Raw genomic sequence first — 15,088 nt, 5'->3', positions numbered from 1 at the left:
AGCACGTCAATGGGGCGGACAAGCGCGGGCGTAAGCTCGACGCCATGGACGCGCTGCTGCCCTACTTCGCCCTGACGGGCTTTGTGGCCGCTGTGATGGCGGCCTTCACCTGGCTGGCGCTGCGGATCCGGCGCCGCGGCACGGCCGGTGGCGGACTGGGCGGGGCGCTCGCCGCGTACGAAGAGGCCTTCCGCACCACCAGTCACGCCGCGCACTACGAGATCCGCGCCCAGGCCGACCGCAAGACGCCCACCGGCTCGCCCGATCCCCTGCGGCACCGACGGAAGACGGGCTGAGCATGGGCGGGTTCTGGCCCGTGGCGGACGTACTGGCCCATCTCGCCGGGCGCTGGCGTGTGGAACGCACTGTGCGGGATCTCGCAAGCGGCGACGAGGGCCGCTTCGAGGGCACGACCATCTTCCGCCCGCTCTCCGAGGGCGGGTTGCTGCACGAGGAGTCCGGCACGTTCACCTGGCAGGGCGTCGCGCGCCCCGCCGAACGCACCCTGCGCTTCCTGCCCGGCGGTTCACCGGGCACCGCGGACGTGCGTTTCGCCGACGGGCGCCCCTTCCACCACCTGGACCTGGCCTCCGGCCACCATGTCGCCGACCACCCCTGCGCCGCGGACCTCTACCGCGGTGAGTTCACGGTCCGGGACGCCGACCACTGGCGGACGGTGTGGCGGGTGGGCGGCCCCGCCAAGGACCTCGTCCTGACCACCGACTACGTCCGCGAGGGCTGAACCGGAGCCCCGTCGAAACGCAGGTTCCAGCGCCCGGCGTGACCCGTCACGGTGGTCGTCGACAGAGGGCGCACGTCGATGTTCCAGTACGTCGACGGCGGCGCCTTCAGCGCGTACACCAGGGCCGCGCGGACGACGGACGGCTCGGCCACGGCGACGATGCGGCCGCCGTCCTCGACGGGCCGGGTGTCCAGCCAGTTGCCGACCCGGGCGATGAAGCCCAGCAGCGACTCACCGCCGTGCGGGGTGGCCCGCGGGTCGGCGAGCCAGGCGTCCACCGCCTCCGGCTCGCGGGCCATCGCCTCGCCGAGGGTCAGCCCGCGCCAGCGGCCCATGTCGCAGTCCCGCAGGGCGAGTTGAACCAGCGGCGCATAGCCGAGGGCGTCGCCGGTGGCGCGGCTGCGCGGCGTGGGCGAGCAGTAGCGCAGCTCCGCCGCCGCAAGGGGCACCAGATCGCGGGCGACGCGCTGCACCTCGTCCCAGCCGGCCTGGTCCAGCGGACGGTCGTCCTCGAAGCGCTCGGCGAGCAGCGGGGAGCTGCGCGCGGCGGCGACGAATGTGACCCGAAGTTGCATGCGGCGATGGTGTGTCGGGAAAGTGCGCAGGTCAAGGGGTGTTGGTGAGCATTCACCGACGGTGTCCAAAACCTTACTTCAGGGTCAGGATCTGCCGGACAAGTCACTCGAAAACGAGGGCCATCCAGATGTCCGGCTGCGCCAGCGGCTCGAATCCGAGCTTCGCGTAGACACCGTGCGCGTCGGCGGTGGCGAGCATGATGCGCCGCAGCCCGTACGGCTCCAGGTGATCACGGACGGCGCCCACCATCGCCGTACCGATGCTCTTCCCGCGCACGGACCGATCTACATAGACGTCGCACAACCAGGCGAAGGTCGCCCGATCGGTGACGACCCGGGCATAAGCAACCTGCTCCCCCGAAACCACGTCGTACACCCCGAAGTTGAGCGACCCGGCGATCGCGCGCTCCTGCTTCTCGCGCGGCCGGTCCTTTGCCCAGTACGCGTCGGTGGACAGCCACCGGTGCACGCGGTCGACGTCGAGACGGTCGGGGTCGGTGGAGATCTCATAGCCTTCGGGAAGGCTCGGGGTGTCCTCGGTCATGGCGGGAGGCTCGCAGGCGAAGGACGAAGACGTCGAGCGGTTTTCGAGGGCACGGCAGCGGCTTCAGGGGCGCGGGGCTGTGTCGATATGCGGCTCCGCCGCGCGGGCGCGACCAGCCACGACGGCGCCGCGCCCGAAAGACGACCTATCCCGGCACACAGACCTCGTCAAATGCCACCCGCAGCCGCCGAACCCCCTCCGCAATCTCCACGTTCCCCGCGACCGCCGCAAAGCTCAACCGGACGTACGGCGCCGGAGATTCCGCACTGAAGTACGGACCGCCAGGCGTGATGGCGACCCCCGCACGCAGCGCCGCTGCCGTGAGGGCGGATTCGTCCGTGCCGTCGGGCAGCCGCAGCCACAGGTGGTAGCCGCCCGAGGGGATGTGCGGGAGGGACAGCTCGGGGAGTTCCAGCCGCAGCGCCGTCGTCATGGAGTCGCGGCGGCTCTTCAACTCCGCGGAGATCACCCGCAGATGGCGCGGCCACGCGGGCGAGCCCACGAGTTCGAGGGCCGCCTCCTGGAGCGGCCGGGGCACGAAGAAGGTGTCGACGACCTGGATGGCGCGCAGTCGTTCCAGGACCGGGCCGTGGGCGGCCAGCGCGCTCACCCGGAAGCTGGGCGAGGTCGCCTTGGTGAGCGAGCAGACGTGGACGACGACCCCGTCGGGGTCGTCGGCGGCCAAGGGGCTCGGCAGGGGCCCCGCGTCCTCGTGCACGAGCCGTCGTACGAAATCGTCCTCGACGACGAACGCCCCGGCCTCGCGGGCGATCCGCAGCACCTCCGCGCGCCGGGCGGGGGCGAGCACGGCTCCGGTCGGGTTCTGGAACAGCGGCTGGCAGACGAAGACCCGCGCGCCGGTCGCCCGGAACGCGTCCGCGAGCAGCGCGGGCCGGACCCCGTCCGCATCCACCGGGACCGGCACCGGCCGCAGGCCGGCCGCCCGCGCGATCGCCAGCATGCCCGGATACGTGGGCGATTCGACGAGCACCGGTGCTCCGGGCGGGGCGAGCGCGCGCAGGGCGGTGGTCAGCGCGGACTGGCCGCCCGCGGCGATCAGTACCCCGGCGGCGGTGACCCCGCCGCCGATGCTCCGCGCGAACCACTCGCGCAGCTCCGGCAGCCCCTCCATCGGAGGCCGCCCCCAGGCGCCGGGGCGACGGCCCGCCCGGGACAGGGCCGCCGCCATCGCCCGCTCGGGCTGCAGAGAGGGATGCAGGTAGCCGCCGTTGAACTCGACGACTCCGGGCGGCGGGGCGGCAAGGGAGACCGTGACTCCGGAGGCGTCCACGGAGCGCGGTACGAGGTCGGCGGCGCCGTCCGCGCTGAGCGCGACCTCCTGCCAGGAGGTGTCACCGACTGGAGCGGCCCCGCCGCGCGGCTCGGCGCGGAAGGCGCCGGCGCCCGGCCGGGTGACCACCAGCCCCTCGGCGGCCAGCTGCCCGAGGGCACGCGAGACGGTCACGGGACTGACCCGGAACCGCTCGACGAGCGACCGGCTCGACGGCAGCTTTCCACCGGGAGAGTAGCGGTCCAGTTCCCGCCGTAGCTGCTTCACCAGTTCGCCGACACTGCTACGCTCATGCATGAGAGCACAGAGTAGCGCTACTACCCCCAACCGGATAGCGGTCGACGGTGAAGCCCGACCCGTCGCCGCAAGCACCCCGGTGACGGCGGCGAGCCGCCGCTCCGGCACCCTCCTGGCCGCCCTCGGCGTGGTCGCCTTCTCCCTCACCTTCCCCGCCACCGCCTGGGGACTGGAGGGTTTCGGACCCTGGTCGCTCGTGGCCGTGCGCAGCGTTCTCGCGGCGCTGATCGCCGGGGTCTGTCTGCTGGCGCTGCGCGTGCCACTGCCCGGCCGAGGGCACCTGGCGGGCCTGGCGGTCGTGGCCGCCGGTGTCGTCGTCGGCTTCCCGCTGCTGACCACGCTCGCCCTGCAGACGTCGACCACCGCGCACGCCGCCGTCGTGGTCGGCCTGCTCCCGCTCACGACCGCCCTGTTCTCCGCGCTGCGCATGGGCAGCCGCCCGTCCCGCACCTTCTGGACGGCGGCTCTCGCGGGCGCGGCCGCGGTCGTCGCCTTCACGGTGCAGCAGAGCGGCGGCGCGCTGACGACCGCGGACCTGTACCTGTTCGCCGCACTGCTGGTGTGCGCGGCCGGCTACACCGAAGGCGGCCGGCTGGCCCGGGTCATGCCGGGCTGGCAGGTCATCGGCTGGGCGCTGGTGCTGTGCCTGCCGCTGAGCGTGCCCGCCGCCGTACTGGCGCTGTCGTACGAACCCGTACGGCTGACCGCGCACAGCGTGGCCGGGCTGCTGTGGGTCGCGGCGGGCTCGCAGTTCCTCGGGCTGGTCGTCTGGTACCGGGGGATGGCGGCGATCGGCATTCCCAAGGCCAGCCAGTTGCAGTTGGCCCAACCCCTGCTCACACTGGTGTGGTCGGTGCTGCTGCTGGGCGAGCACCTGACGGTGGCCGCCCCGCTGACGGCCGCGGCGGTGCTGGTGTGCATCGCCGTCACGCAGCGGGCGCGGGGCTGACGGCGCGGGTACGCGCCGGTTCCAACCGTGGCCCTGCGCCGTAGACTCAAGGCCACGGACCGCTGCTCCCGCACCTGGTGAGGAGGCCCTACAGATGCGTGCAACCGTGGGCGACCAGCTTGTCCAGCACGGCAGGGTGGTCGGCCAACACGACAAGGTCGGCGAGATCGTCGAAGTACTGGGCCAGGAGGGCAACCCTCCGTACCGCGTCCGCTTCGAGGACGGGCACACGGGTATCTGCTCACCCGGCCCGGACACCGAGATCCGCCACAGGGAAATTCAACGTTAGCGCTCCGCCGGGAGAGCCACGATGGGCCGTCGGTCATGTGCGGCTCCGTCGTGGCTGGTCGCGCCCGCGCGGCGGAGCCGCATGGTGATGCGGCCCCGCGCCCCTGTGGGGCGCTGCCGAACCGCCGCGGACATCGCTCGGCCCGCTGACATCAACGCGGGGGCCTCGCCGGCTGCTGGTAGTGGTCGGCGACCACCCGTGCCATCGCGCCGATCCGATCCGTCGCCACGTCCTTGGCGGCGAAGAAGATGTGCCCGTGTACCTGCGGATGGTCCTTGGCCAGGGTGAGGTGGCGGGAGAGTTCGGCGACGTCCTGCCAGGCCGCGGACTGGGCCGGATCGCCCGCCTTGTACAGGGCCTCCCCCACGTACACCTGCGTCCCGGTGCCGCGCGCGACCTCCGACCACCACGGCAGCAGCTTGGCGTAGTCGGCGGCGGCGAAGCCGATGTTCCAGTAGACCTGCGGGGCGATGTAGTCGATCCAGTGCTCCCGCACCCATTTGCGGGTGTCCGCGTGCAGATCGTCGTAGGTCTGCACACCGGCGCGGGTGTCCGAGCCGTGCGGGTCGGTGGCGGCGTTGCGCCACACCGCGAACGGGCTGATGCCGAAGCGGGTGCCCGGCCGCACCTGCTTGATCCGCGCGCCCATGTCGTACACCAGCTTGTCGATGTTGTTGCGGCGCCAGGCGTTCCGGTCCGGGAAGGCCTTGCCGTGGCGGGCGTAGGCCGCGTCGTCGTCGAAGGTCTGGCCGGTCACGGGATACGGGTAGAAGTAGTCGTCGAAGTGGACGGCGTCCACGGGGTACTTCCGCACCGCGTCCAGCATCGCGTTCTGCACGAAGGCACGGACCTTCGGCAGCCCCGGGTTGTAGTAGAGCTTCCCGCCGTACGGCACCACCCAGTCAGGGTGCTTGCGCGCGGGGTGGGAGGCGACCAGTTTCGTCACGTCGGTGTGGTTGGCGATGCGGTAGGGGTTGAACCAGGCGTGCAGTTCCAGACCGCGGGCGTGGGCCTCCTTGACCGCCGTACCCAGCGGGTCCCAGCCCGGGTCCTGGCCCTGGGTGCCGGTGAGCACCTGCGACCAGGGCTCGTACGGGGAGGGCCACAGGGCGTCGGCCGTCGGACGCACCTGGAACATCACGGCGTTGAGGCGGCTGTGCACGGCACGGTCCAGGATGGCGATCAGCTCGGCCCGCTGCTCGGCCGCGGTCAGCCCCGGCTTGGAGGGCCAGTCCCGGTTGGCCACGGTCGCCACCCAGACGCCCCGCATCTCCCGCACGGACCGCCGGCGCCCGGAATCGCCGCCCGCCATCGCCGCACTCGCCGCCACTGCACCGCCCCCCGCCACGAGAGCCGACAGGGCCGTCGCTGCGAACGCCCGTCGCGACAGCCGAGACCTACGGTGCAGCATTCCCCTACCTCCATGCGCCGATGTGCGTGACCGGGGGAGATTCTCGACCCGGGCCGCCTCCGCGTCAGGCTGCCACGCGGACCCGAACGATCGATCAACGATCGCCGGAGGTAACGTGCAGGTTTGGAGCAGGCACCGAACCACCGGGGCGCTGCCGGATTCGTAGATCAGCGAAGGGGTCGATGTGACGGACTTCCCATCGGGAGACATCTCGCGCGTCGGAGTGGTCGGCTGCGGCCAGATGGGGGCGGGCATCGCCGAGGTGTGCGCCCGGGCCGGTCTGGACGTCAAGGTCGCCGAGACCACCGGGGAGGCCCTGGAAATCGGCCGGACCCGGCTGTTCAGCTCCCTGGGCAAGGCGGCCGAGCGCGGCAAGATCACCGAGCAGGAGCGGGACGAGACGCAGGCGCGGCTGAGCTTCACCACCGACCTGGGCGAGTTCGCCGACCGCGACCTGGTGATCGAGGCCGTCGTCGAGAACGAGCAGGTGAAGACGGAGATCTTCCAGGTGCTCGACCAGGTGGTGACCCGCCCGGACGCCATCCTGGCCTCCAACACCTCCTCCATCCCGCTGGTGAAGCTGGCGGTCGCCACCTCCCGCCCGGACCACGTCGTCGGCATCCACTTCTTCAACCCGGCCCCGGTGCAGCAGCTGGTCGAGCTGATCCCGGCGCTCACCACCTCCGAGGGCACCCTCAGCCGCGCCCAGGCGTTCGCCGAGAAGGTGCTCGGCAAGCACGCGATCCGCGCCCAGGACCGCTCCGGCTTCGTGGTCAACGCGCTGCTCGTGCCGTATCTGCTGTCCGCCATCCGCATGTTCGAGTCGGGCATCGCGGGCCGCGAGGACATCGACAACGGCATGGAGATGGGCTGTGCCCACCCGATGGGCCCGCTGAAGCTGTCCGACCTGATCGGCCTGGACACCATCGTCTCCATCGCCAACTCGATGTACGCCGAGTACAAGGAGCCGCTGTACGCCGCTCCCCCGCTGCTCCAGCGCATGGTCGACGCGGGCCGGCTCGGCCGGAAGACCGGGTCGGGCTTCTACAACTACGGCTGATCCGGTCGGCCTTTTGCACAGTGCCCGTTCCAGGGTGCTGATTACACAGTGCGAGCAACACGGGCCCGGCACTCTTCGGAGCGCCGGGCCCGTGTCATTCACACACCGTGTGCGCGCCGGGCCCGCATATGCCCCTCGCACACGCTCCCCACGTGTCCACCAGGCGAGTTGACTCTTCATGCGCAATGCAAGGGATGTGACGACTACGGAAAGGAGCGGACCCGTGACCGCCGACCCGGAGCATCCCGTGGTCCATGGAGAACTCGCAGAGTTACGCCGCCGCCTCGATGTCGCGTATGCGCGCGTCGAGGGCGGGCTGGCTCTGCTCAACCATCGCACCGAGGAGACGCACAAGGAACTCGACGACCTGAGCGCACGGATCATCGCCCTGGAGCACGCCCGCTGGCCGCTGCCCGCGGTCGCGGCGCTGACGGCAGTGGGCGCGCTCGTCGTGACGGTATGGCAAGCCCTGGGCCACTGAGGGACAAGGGCTCGGTGGGGGGAATCAGGGTGGGCGCGGTGGGGGAATCAGAGTCAGGCGTCCTGCCCGAGCCTGAGGTGGTGCAGGAGCAGTAACGCGGCCGCCATGTTGGCGGCCGGGACCTCGCCGCGGGCGACCATGTCGGGGACGAGTTTGAGGGGGACCCATTCCCGGCGGTCCGACTCGAAGTCGTCCACGGGATGTCCGACGTACTCGCCGTCGTCGGCCCAGTAGATGTGATGCCGGGCGTCGGTGAGGCCGTTGGACGGCTCGACGCTCATGAGGTGCTGCAGCGGTCCCGGTCGCCAGCCGGTCTCTTCCTCGAGTTCCCTGGCGGCCGCGACGGCGATGTCCTCGCCGTCCTCGACCACGCCCGCAGCGAGTTCCCACCCCCAGCTGTCGGTGATGAAGCGGTGGCGCCACAGGAGGAGGACTTCATTGGCCTCGTTCACCACCGTGGCCACGGCGACGGGCCGCAGCCGTATCAGAAAGTGGTCCAGGTGCCGCCCGTCCGGCAGTTCCACATCTGCCAGGTTGACGGTGAACCAGCGGTTTGCATACACAGTTTGTTCGTTCTGTTTCGTCCACTGCACGGTTCTGCCACCTTCCGTCGAGTAAGTGGCAATATCGCAGCAGGGACTGTGGGTGTCGGTGCTCAGGAACCTGCCTACAGCGGTACGCGCAGTGCCCCGTCGATGAGTTCGGCGGCTTCGGCGGTGCCCGCGCAGCCGCTGCGCACCAGGTGCTCGCGTACCGCGCGGAGTCTGTCGCGCAGCCGCTGGGACTCCATTCCGCGGGCCTGTTCGGCCATCTGCACCGCGGTGGCCACGGCTTTGTCGGCGTTGCCCTGGCGCAGTTCGATCGTGCTGAGCATGGCGAGCCGATGGACCCGGCCGCGGTCGTGCGCCGGGTTGTCGACCGCCGCCGCGGCGTGCTCCCCCGCGGCCACGAGTTCACCGAGGCTGAGCAGTGCCTCCGCCACCTGGACGTTGACAAGGCCCGGCTGGACATAGCCGGTTTCGTCGGGTTCGTACCCGCGCCGGATGCGTTCGGCGGCCTGCTCGGCACGCCGGATGCACGACAGCGCGGTCGTACTGTCGCCCAGGTGTGCGTACGCCTTGGCCTGCATCGCGTAGAGATCGCAGGCGAGAGCGGGCGTGATGTGCTTGCCGGCGGCGCGCAGCGCGGCCTCCGCGAAGGCGACCGCCTGCCGGTGCTCCCGCATGAACAGCGCCTGGTTGACCAGCAGGGCGATCACGTATGCGCCAAGTCCCCGGTCCCCGCTCGCCTTCGCCAGCCTGAGCGCCTGGTGGAAGTAGCGCTGGGCGAGTCCGTGTGCGTCGGAGTCGTAGGCGCAGATGCCCGCGATGGCCACCAACCCGCCCGTGGCCCGATGCAGTTGACGGCCGGTGGCGTCGGTGTAGCTGCCGCGCAGCAGCGGGGCGGCCTCGGCGTTGAGGAAGCCGACGATCCGCGTGCGCGTGGCTATGCCCCCCGCCTTGCGGTACATCTGCTCGTAGTGGGTGCGGGCCGCGCGCAGCATCTCGATGTCGCCCGGGGTGACCCGGTGCCGGCCGCCGCGCGAGACATCCACGTCCTCGGGCGGGTTCTCCCACTCCCACACGGGCATGACGGCTGGCGTGCCGGTGACCGCGGGCGCACCCAGGATGTGCGGGCGCTGCTGCTCGTCGGAGCGCCACAGGGCGGTGGCCCGCTCGACGAAGCCGGACAGCGAGGTGCCGTGCGGGGTGGACGGCTCTCCGGGCACGCCGAGGCCGATGTCGTCGAGCGTGACCGGACGGTGCAGCCGTCCGGCGAGCACCTCGCAGATCAGGTCGGGCACCTGGCCTCGGGGCCGCTGCCCCTTCAACCACCGCGCTACGGCGGTGTGTTCGTACCGGAGCGCGAGACCTCGCGCCCGCCCCGCCTGATTGACGTGTGCCGCCAGCCCCGCATGCGAGATCCCGGCCTCGTCCAGGATCGCGTCGAGCAGAGTGTTGGGCTGCATGGGTGCCCCCCGGATCGCTCGGTGCCGTCAGCGTAGTGCGAACGGCTTCACACGGGGTGTGAACGGAGTGCTCGAATCCGCAGCGTACGCGCACTGTCGCGGAGAGTTTCCAGCCGGTTGACTGAAATGCCTCGCAAGAGGCCGGCCGGGCCGCCGGCTCCCCCTCGTACAGTGCGGCGGCCCGCTTCCGCGCCGTCCGCCCAGCTGCCTGCCCGACACTCCGTGGCGGGGCGGACGGCGTGCCGCGCCGATACGACACACCATGAATGAGGCCCGCCAAGACCACGCGGGAGCGCCGGGCGCACCGCGGGGGTACGTGACAGTTCGCGGCCTCGACGTCACGTGAGGCGGTGCGCCCGGTGTCCGACCGGCTCGCCAGGGTGTCGTACGGCATGGCGGCGGTCGTTGCGCAGGACGAGCAGCGCGACGTCGTCGGCGGGTCTTCCCCCTGCATGGCGCAGCAGCCCGGCGAAGACGGCGCGCAGCACCGACTGCGGGGAGACCGGCCCGGCACCCACGGCCTCGGCGAGCGCGGCCGGCAGCGGAAAGAACCGGCCACGTCCGTCCCGGGCATCCTCGACACCGTCCGTGTGCAGGAACAGCGCCTCGCCGGGCAGGAGCCGGCCGCAGGGAAGGGCGGGCAGCTCGGCGGGCAACGGGAACGGCCCGAGGGGAGGCAGGGGTTCGGCCCGGGGGGTCAGCAGTTCGGCCCGGGCCGGACCCAGCAGATACGGCCAGGGGTGCCCGCAGTTGAGAACGCGCACCTCGCCGTCCGGCTGGATCTCCAGCAGCAGTACGGTGACGAACTCCTCGGCGACCGGGTTGTCCGGCTCCGCTCCGGCCGAGGGGTGCTCGGCGCGGGCCCGCTCCCGCAGATGCCGGGCCAGCGCCCGCTCCAGACGCCGCAGCACACTGCCGAGTTCGGCCTCGTCGTGCACGGCCTCGCGGAAGCTGCCGAGCACGGCGGCGACCGTACTGATGGCGGCGAGCCCGTGCCCGCGCACATCGCCCATCACGACCCGCACACCGTGCTCGGTGGCGATGACCTCGTACAGATCGCCGCCGATGGCCGCTCTGCGGTCCGCGGACAGCTGGGCCGCGGCGATGTTCAGCCCGTCGATCCGCGGCGGCAGCGGTCGCAGCAGCACACTCTGCGCGACACCCGCGACCTGCCGCACCTCCCTGAGCTCGCGCAGCAGCACATGCCGGACGTGAAGTATCAGCCCGGTCCCCACCGCGAAGAAGACGGCGCTGGTGCCGATGCGCGCCCCCAGCCCGTTCTCCTGGGCGAGCGGACAGGCCAGTTTGTACGTGATCGCCATGGCGCCCCACACGGTGGGCAGTCCCAGCTCGAGCACCCGGCGCAGCGGCAGCCGCCCCGCCCTGCGGGGAACGCCAGCCTTGATACGGATCATGCCGATTGGCCCCCCACTCAGGCCCAGAAGCACAGACGGACCGACCCCGAAAGGCCGGTCCGATTCTGTCCACGGCATGGCCCGACAGGGCCAGATCACCCGAAGTTGCCACCCAAATGAGTGACAACCTCCAGGCCATCCGCATTTATGCAGGTGGGGGGCATATTCACAGGGGGGAACTGCAGCGCCCCTTTAAGGGGCGCGGGGCTGTATCGATATGCGGCTCCGCCGCGTGGGCGCGACAAACCACGACGAACCCGCAGCCGCCAACGGACAACAGCTCCCCGCCCCTTGGGCGAACTCAGCCCCGAAGAACCGCTCCCGCCCGCTCGCCCGCGAGGGCCACCGCCGCATCCCGAGCCGCAGACGCCTCGTCAACGGTCAGGGTCCGGTCGGGCGCCCGGAACCGCAGCGCGTAGGCCAGCGACTTCTTCCCCTCGCCCAGCTGCTCTGCGTTCTCGTACACGTCGAACAGCCGGATCGCCTCCAGGAGTTCACCCGCCCCGTCCCGCAGCGCGGCCTCGACCTCGGCGTGCGGCACGAACTTGTCGACGACCAGGGCGACATCCTGCGTGGCCACCGGGAACGTGGAGATGCCCGGCGCCTGCGGGGTGTCGTTGCCGACCTGCTCCAGCACATCCAGGTCGATCTCCATCGCACTGGTGCGCTCGGGCAGGCCCAGGGCCTTCACCACGCGCGGGTGCAGCTCACCCGCGTGGCCGACGACCGTCTCCGTGCCGTCGACGACGACCACGAACTCGGCGCAGCGGCCGGGGTGCCACGGACCGTACTGGCCCTTGCGGACGATCAGTTCGGCACCGGCTTCCCGCGCGGCCACGCGGCCCGCCTCGACCGCGTCGGCCCAGTCCGCCGGACGGCCCTTGCCCCACCAGCCGGCCTGCTCGCGGGCGCCCGCGAGGACGACGGCGATGTGGCGGGGCTGCTCGGGCAGCGCGGCGTTCAGCTCGGCGATCTCCTCGTCGGTGGGACGCCGGTCGACGGGCAGGGCGACGGCGGTCCTCTGCTGCTCGCGCGGGAGGAACACCAGCCCGGTCTCGAACAGCGCGAGGTCGTGCGAGCCCCGGCCGTTGTTGCGCCGCAGGGCACCAAGGAGCCCCGGCAGCAGCGAGGTGCGCAGCGCGGGTTCCTCGTCGCTGAGCGGGTTGGTGAGCTTCACGGCGCGGCGGTTCGGGTCGTCGGCCTCCAGCAGCAGCTGGTCGAAGACCTGCTCGCTGACGAAGGGATAGTTGGGCGCCTCGACATAGCCCGCCCCGGCCAGCGCGCGGCCGACCCGGCGGTGCAGCCGCTGCCGGTGGGTCAGTCCGCGGCCCGAGGGGAGCTTGGGCAGCGTGGAGGGCAGGTTCTCGTAGCCCTCCAGGCGGATGACCTCCTCCGCGATGTCGTTGGCCTCCAGGAGGTCCGGCCGCCAGGACGGCACAGTGACGATCAGCTCGTCCTGCCCGTACACATCGCAGCCGATCTCCTGCAGGCGCCGTACGACGGTCTCGCGGCCGTAGTCGACACCGGCCACCTTGTCCGGGTGGTTGGCCGGGACGGTGATGGTGTGCGGCGCGGACGGCGTGATGACCTCGGTGACGCCGGCCTCGGCGGTGCCGCCGGCGAGCAGCACCAGCAGGTCGACCGTGCGCTGTGCGGCGGCGGCCGCGGCCTGCGGGTCGACACCGCGCTCGAAGCGGCGGGACGCCTCGGAGGACAGCTTGTGGCGGCGGGCCGTGCGTGCGATGGACACCGCGTTGAAGTGGGCGGCCTCGATCACGACGTCGGACGTCGAGTTCTCGGTGTCGTCGTGGTCGGCGATCTCGGTGTTGGCGCCGCCCATGACACCCGCGAGACCGATGGGGCCGCGGTCGTCGGTGATGACGAGGTCCTCGGCGTCCAGAGTGCGGGTGACTCCGTCGAGCGTGACGAGCTTCTCGCCCTGCTCGGCGCGGCGCACACCGATGGTGCCCTGGACCAGCGAGCGGTCGTAGGCGTGCAGGGGCTGGCCGAGCTCCATCATCACGTAGTTCGTGACGTCGACGGCGAGGGAGACCGGGCGCATGCCGACCTTCTGCAGCCGGCGCTGCAGCCAGATCGGGGAGCGCGCCTCGGGGCTGAGCCCGGTGACGGTGCGCGCGGTGAAGCGGTCGCAGCCGAGCGGGTCGGAGACCTCGACCGGGTAGCCGAACGCGTTCGGGCCGGGTACGTCGATCAGGGCCGGGTCGCGCAGCGGCAGGCCGTAGGCGATGGCGGTCTCGCGGGCGACGCCGCGGATGGACAGGCAGTCGCCGCGGTTGGCGGTGACGGCGATGTCCAGGACCTCGTCGACCAGTTCGAGCAGCTCGATGGCGTCCTTGCCGACCTCGACCTCCGGCGGCAGCACGATGATGCCCTTGGTGCCGTCGTCGCCCATGCCCAGCTCGTCGCTGGAGCAGATCATGCCGTGGGACGTCTTGCCGTACGTCTTGCGCGCGGAGATCGAGAAGCCGCCGGGCAGCGTGGCGCCCGGAAGCACGACCACGACCTTGTCGCCGACGGCGAAGTTGCGGGCGCCGCAGACGATCTCCTGGGGCTCGCCGGTGCCGTTGGCCTGGCCGACGTCGACGGTGCAGAAGCGGATCGGCTTCTTGAACTCCGTCAGCTCCTCGATGGTCAGCACCTTGCCGACGACGAGCGGGCCCTTGAGGTCGGCGCCGAGGTGCTCGACGGTCTCCACCTCGAGCCCGGCGGAGACGAGCTTCTCCTGGACGTCACGGCCGGTTTCCGTCGCCGGCAGGTCGACGTACTCCCGCAGCCAAGAAAGCGGGACCCGCATCAGATCTCCATCCCGAACGGCCGGGTGAACCGGACGTCACCCTCGACCATGTCTCGCATGTCCTCGACGTTGTGGCGGAACATCAGCATCCGCTCGATGCCGAACCCGAAGGCGAAGCCGCTGTACTTCTCCGGGTCGACGCCGCAGGCGGTGAGCACCCGCGGGTTGACCATGCCGCAGCCGCCGAGCTCGATCCAGCCTTCGGAGGAGCAGGTGCGGCAGGGGCGGTCGGGGTTGCCGACGGACTCGCCGCGGCAGACGTAGCAGACCATGTCCATCTCGGCGGACGGCTCGGTGAAGGGGAAGAAGTTGGGCCGCAGCCGGGTCTTCATGCCCTCGCCGAACAGGGACTGGACCATGTGGTCCAGGGTGCCCTTGAGGTCGGCCATGGTCAGGCCCTCGTCCACGGCGAGCAGCTCGACCTGGTGGAAGACGGGGGTGTGCGTGGCGTCCAGCTCGTCGGTGCGGTACACCCGGCCCGGACAGATCACGTAGACCGGCAGCTCACGGTTGAGCAGCGAGCGGATCTGGACCGGCGAGGTGTGGGTGCGCAGCACGACACCGGACTCGGTGCCGCCCTTGGGGCCTTCGACGAAGAAGGTGTCGTGCTCGCCGCGGGCCGGGTGGTCCGGGCCGATGTTGAGCGCGTCGAAGTTGAACCACTCGGCCTCGATCTCGGGGCCCTCGGCGACCTCGTAGCCCATGGCCACGAAGACGTCCTCGATCCGCTCCGAGAGGGTGGTCAGGGGGTGGCGGGCGCCGGCCGGTACGCGGTCGTACGGCAGCGTGACGTCCACCGACTCCTCGACCAGCACGCGCGCGTCCCGCTCGGCCTCCAGCTCGGCCTGGCGACCGGCGAGCGCCTTGTTGACGGCGCCGCGGGCCTGGCCGACGAGCTTGCCGGCGGCGGCCTTGGCGTGCGGGGGCAGGGCGCCGATCTCGCGGTTGGCGAGGGCCAGCGGGGAGGTGCCGCCGGTGTGGGCGACCTTGGCCTCCTGGAGCGCGTCGAGGGAGTCCGCGGCCGCGAAGGCGGTGAGCGCCTCGTCCCGCATGCGCTCGATCTCTTCCGGTTTCAAGGCCTCGACCTCTACCGGGTCGTACGACTTATTCGGTGCCGACATCTCTTCCCGTGCTTCCGATTGGCTGGCTGAAGGTCCCCGTCACCGACTCACACAGAGGTCAGAGGGCCGTCCATGGGACACAAAGGTGCC

Annotated in this window: 15 protein-coding genes; 6 read left to right on the top strand and 9 right to left on the bottom strand. The window is 71.3% G+C overall.

Annotated features, from left to right (window positions below):
* The first annotated feature begins 44 nt into the window (after positions 1–44).
* Positions 45–296: a hypothetical protein gene (locus ACWDAG_RS22490; RefSeq protein ID WP_450697333.1), complete on the top strand. Its 252-nt coding sequence runs from the start codon at positions 45–47 to the stop codon at positions 294–296.
* Between the two features lie 2 nt (positions 297–298).
* Positions 299–742, top strand: a complete 444-nt coding sequence (locus tag ACWDAG_RS22485; RefSeq protein WP_450697332.1) for a DUF6314 family protein — start codon at positions 299–301, stop codon at positions 740–742.
* Here ACWDAG_RS22485 and ACWDAG_RS22480 read toward each other — a convergent pair.
* The 3 genes from ACWDAG_RS22480 to ACWDAG_RS22470 all read right to left on the bottom strand — a co-directional run bounded on the left by ACWDAG_RS22480 (position 724) and on the right by ACWDAG_RS22470 (position 3,449).
* Positions 724–1,317, bottom strand: coding sequence for a histidine phosphatase family protein (locus ACWDAG_RS22480; RefSeq protein WP_450697331.1), 594 nt, complete (start codon positions 1,315–1,317; stop codon positions 724–726). The genes ACWDAG_RS22485 and ACWDAG_RS22480 overlap by 19 nt on opposite strands.
* 103 nt (positions 1,318–1,420) lie before the next feature.
* Positions 1,421–1,861, bottom strand: a complete 441-nt coding sequence (locus ACWDAG_RS22475; protein WP_450697330.1) for a GNAT family N-acetyltransferase — start codon at positions 1,859–1,861, stop codon at positions 1,421–1,423.
* 145 nt (positions 1,862–2,006) lie between these two features.
* Entirely contained in the window at positions 2,007–3,449 is a 1,443-nt protein-coding gene (locus ACWDAG_RS22470; protein WP_450697329.1) for an aminotransferase-like domain-containing protein, read from the bottom strand.
* Between ACWDAG_RS22470 and ACWDAG_RS22465 the strand changes: the two genes are divergently transcribed.
* Positions 3,448–4,398, top strand: coding sequence for a DMT family transporter (locus ACWDAG_RS22465; protein WP_450697328.1), 951 nt, complete (start codon positions 3,448–3,450; stop codon positions 4,396–4,398). The genes ACWDAG_RS22470 and ACWDAG_RS22465 overlap by 2 nt on opposite strands.
* Before the next feature lie 94 nt (positions 4,399–4,492).
* Positions 4,493–4,687: a DUF1918 domain-containing protein gene (locus ACWDAG_RS22460; RefSeq protein WP_450697327.1), complete on the top strand. Its 195-nt coding sequence runs from the start codon at positions 4,493–4,495 to the stop codon at positions 4,685–4,687.
* A 151-nt stretch (positions 4,688–4,838) separates the two neighbouring features.
* Here the strand turns inward: ACWDAG_RS22460 and ACWDAG_RS22455 are convergent, their stop codons facing one another.
* The gene (locus tag ACWDAG_RS22455; RefSeq protein WP_450697326.1) at positions 4,839–6,098 is read right to left on the bottom strand and encodes a glycoside hydrolase family 10 protein; all 1,260 of its coding nucleotides are present in this window, start codon (positions 6,096–6,098) and stop codon (positions 4,839–4,841) included.
* 184 nt (positions 6,099–6,282) lie between these two features.
* Here ACWDAG_RS22455 and ACWDAG_RS22450 point away from each other — a divergent pair, with 184 nt between their 5' ends.
* Both ACWDAG_RS22450 and ACWDAG_RS22445 read left to right on the top strand, forming a co-directional pair.
* A complete protein-coding gene (locus ACWDAG_RS22450; protein WP_450697325.1) occupies positions 6,283–7,158 on the top strand; it encodes a 3-hydroxybutyryl-CoA dehydrogenase in 876 nt (291 codons plus the stop codon).
* Positions 7,159–7,381: 223 nt separating this feature from the next.
* Positions 7,382–7,639 (top strand): hypothetical protein, encoded by a 258-nt coding sequence (locus ACWDAG_RS22445; RefSeq protein WP_450697324.1) that lies wholly within the window; start codon positions 7,382–7,384, stop codon positions 7,637–7,639.
* Between the two features lie 53 nt (positions 7,640–7,692).
* Here the strand turns inward: ACWDAG_RS22445 and ACWDAG_RS22440 are convergent, their stop codons facing one another.
* The 5 genes from ACWDAG_RS22440 to pheS all read right to left on the bottom strand — a co-directional run bounded on the left by ACWDAG_RS22440 (position 7,693) and on the right by pheS (position 14,998).
* Positions 7,693–8,232, bottom strand: a complete 540-nt coding sequence (locus ACWDAG_RS22440; protein ID WP_450697323.1) for an NUDIX hydrolase — start codon at positions 8,230–8,232, stop codon at positions 7,693–7,695.
* Between the two features lie 74 nt (positions 8,233–8,306).
* On the bottom strand, positions 8,307–9,647 hold the full coding sequence (locus tag ACWDAG_RS22435) for a transcriptional regulator (RefSeq protein WP_450697322.1): 1,341 nt from the start codon (positions 9,645–9,647) through the stop codon (positions 8,307–8,309).
* Between the two features lie 338 nt (positions 9,648–9,985).
* Complete coding sequence (locus tag ACWDAG_RS22430) at positions 9,986–11,062, bottom strand: PP2C family protein-serine/threonine phosphatase (protein WP_450697321.1); 1,077 nt, start codon at positions 11,060–11,062, stop codon at positions 9,986–9,988.
* 301 nt (positions 11,063–11,363) lie between these two features.
* Positions 11,364–13,877, bottom strand: coding sequence for a phenylalanine--tRNA ligase subunit beta (gene pheT / locus ACWDAG_RS22425; RefSeq protein WP_450697320.1), 2,514 nt, complete (start codon positions 13,875–13,877; stop codon positions 11,364–11,366).
* Positions 13,877–14,998, bottom strand: a complete 1,122-nt coding sequence (pheS, locus tag ACWDAG_RS22420) for a phenylalanine--tRNA ligase subunit alpha (RefSeq protein WP_450697319.1) — start codon at positions 14,996–14,998, stop codon at positions 13,877–13,879. Before pheS ends, pheT begins: the two co-directional genes overlap by 1 nt.
* Positions 14,999–15,088: the final 90 nt, after the last annotated feature.

Source organism: Streptomyces sp. NPDC001157, from assembly GCF_053598255.1.
Note: the sequence above shows the minus strand (reverse complement) of the source record. Positions and strands in the feature narration are given on the sequence as shown.

What these genes read in the sequence shown, in the direction of transcription:
- ACWDAG_RS22455 (WP_450697326.1), bottom strand. Translation starts at nt 6,098, where the DNA reads ATGCTGCACCGTAGGTCTCGGCTGTCGCGACGGGCGTTCGCAGCGACG.
- ACWDAG_RS22475 (WP_450697330.1), bottom strand. Translation starts at nt 1,861, where the DNA reads ATGACCGAGGACACCCCGAGCCTTCCCGAAGGCTATGAGATCTCCACC.
- ACWDAG_RS22430 (WP_450697321.1), bottom strand. Translation starts at nt 11,062, where the DNA reads ATGATCCGTATCAAGGCTGGCGTTCCCCGCAGGGCGGGGCGGCTGCCG.
- ACWDAG_RS22435 (WP_450697322.1), bottom strand. Translation starts at nt 9,647, where the DNA reads ATGCAGCCCAACACTCTGCTCGACGCGATCCTGGACGAGGCCGGGATC.
- ACWDAG_RS22480 (WP_450697331.1), bottom strand. Translation starts at nt 1,317, where the DNA reads ATGCAACTTCGGGTCACATTCGTCGCCGCCGCGCGCAGCTCCCCGCTG.
- pheT (WP_450697320.1), bottom strand. Translation starts at nt 13,877, where the DNA reads ATGCGGGTCCCGCTTTCTTGGCTGCGGGAGTACGTCGACCTGCCGGCG.
- pheS (WP_450697319.1), bottom strand. Translation starts at nt 14,998, where the DNA reads ATGTCGGCACCGAATAAGTCGTACGACCCGGTAGAGGTCGAGGCCTTG.
- ACWDAG_RS22470 (WP_450697329.1), bottom strand. Translation starts at nt 3,449, where the DNA reads ATGCATGAGCGTAGCAGTGTCGGCGAACTGGTGAAGCAGCTACGGCGG.
- ACWDAG_RS22490 (WP_450697333.1), top strand. Translation starts at nt 45, where the DNA reads ATGGACGCGCTGCTGCCCTACTTCGCCCTGACGGGCTTTGTGGCCGCT.
- ACWDAG_RS22485 (WP_450697332.1), top strand. Translation starts at nt 299, where the DNA reads ATGGGCGGGTTCTGGCCCGTGGCGGACGTACTGGCCCATCTCGCCGGG.
- ACWDAG_RS22460 (WP_450697327.1), top strand. Translation starts at nt 4,493, where the DNA reads ATGCGTGCAACCGTGGGCGACCAGCTTGTCCAGCACGGCAGGGTGGTC.
- ACWDAG_RS22465 (WP_450697328.1), top strand. Translation starts at nt 3,448, where the DNA reads ATGAGAGCACAGAGTAGCGCTACTACCCCCAACCGGATAGCGGTCGAC.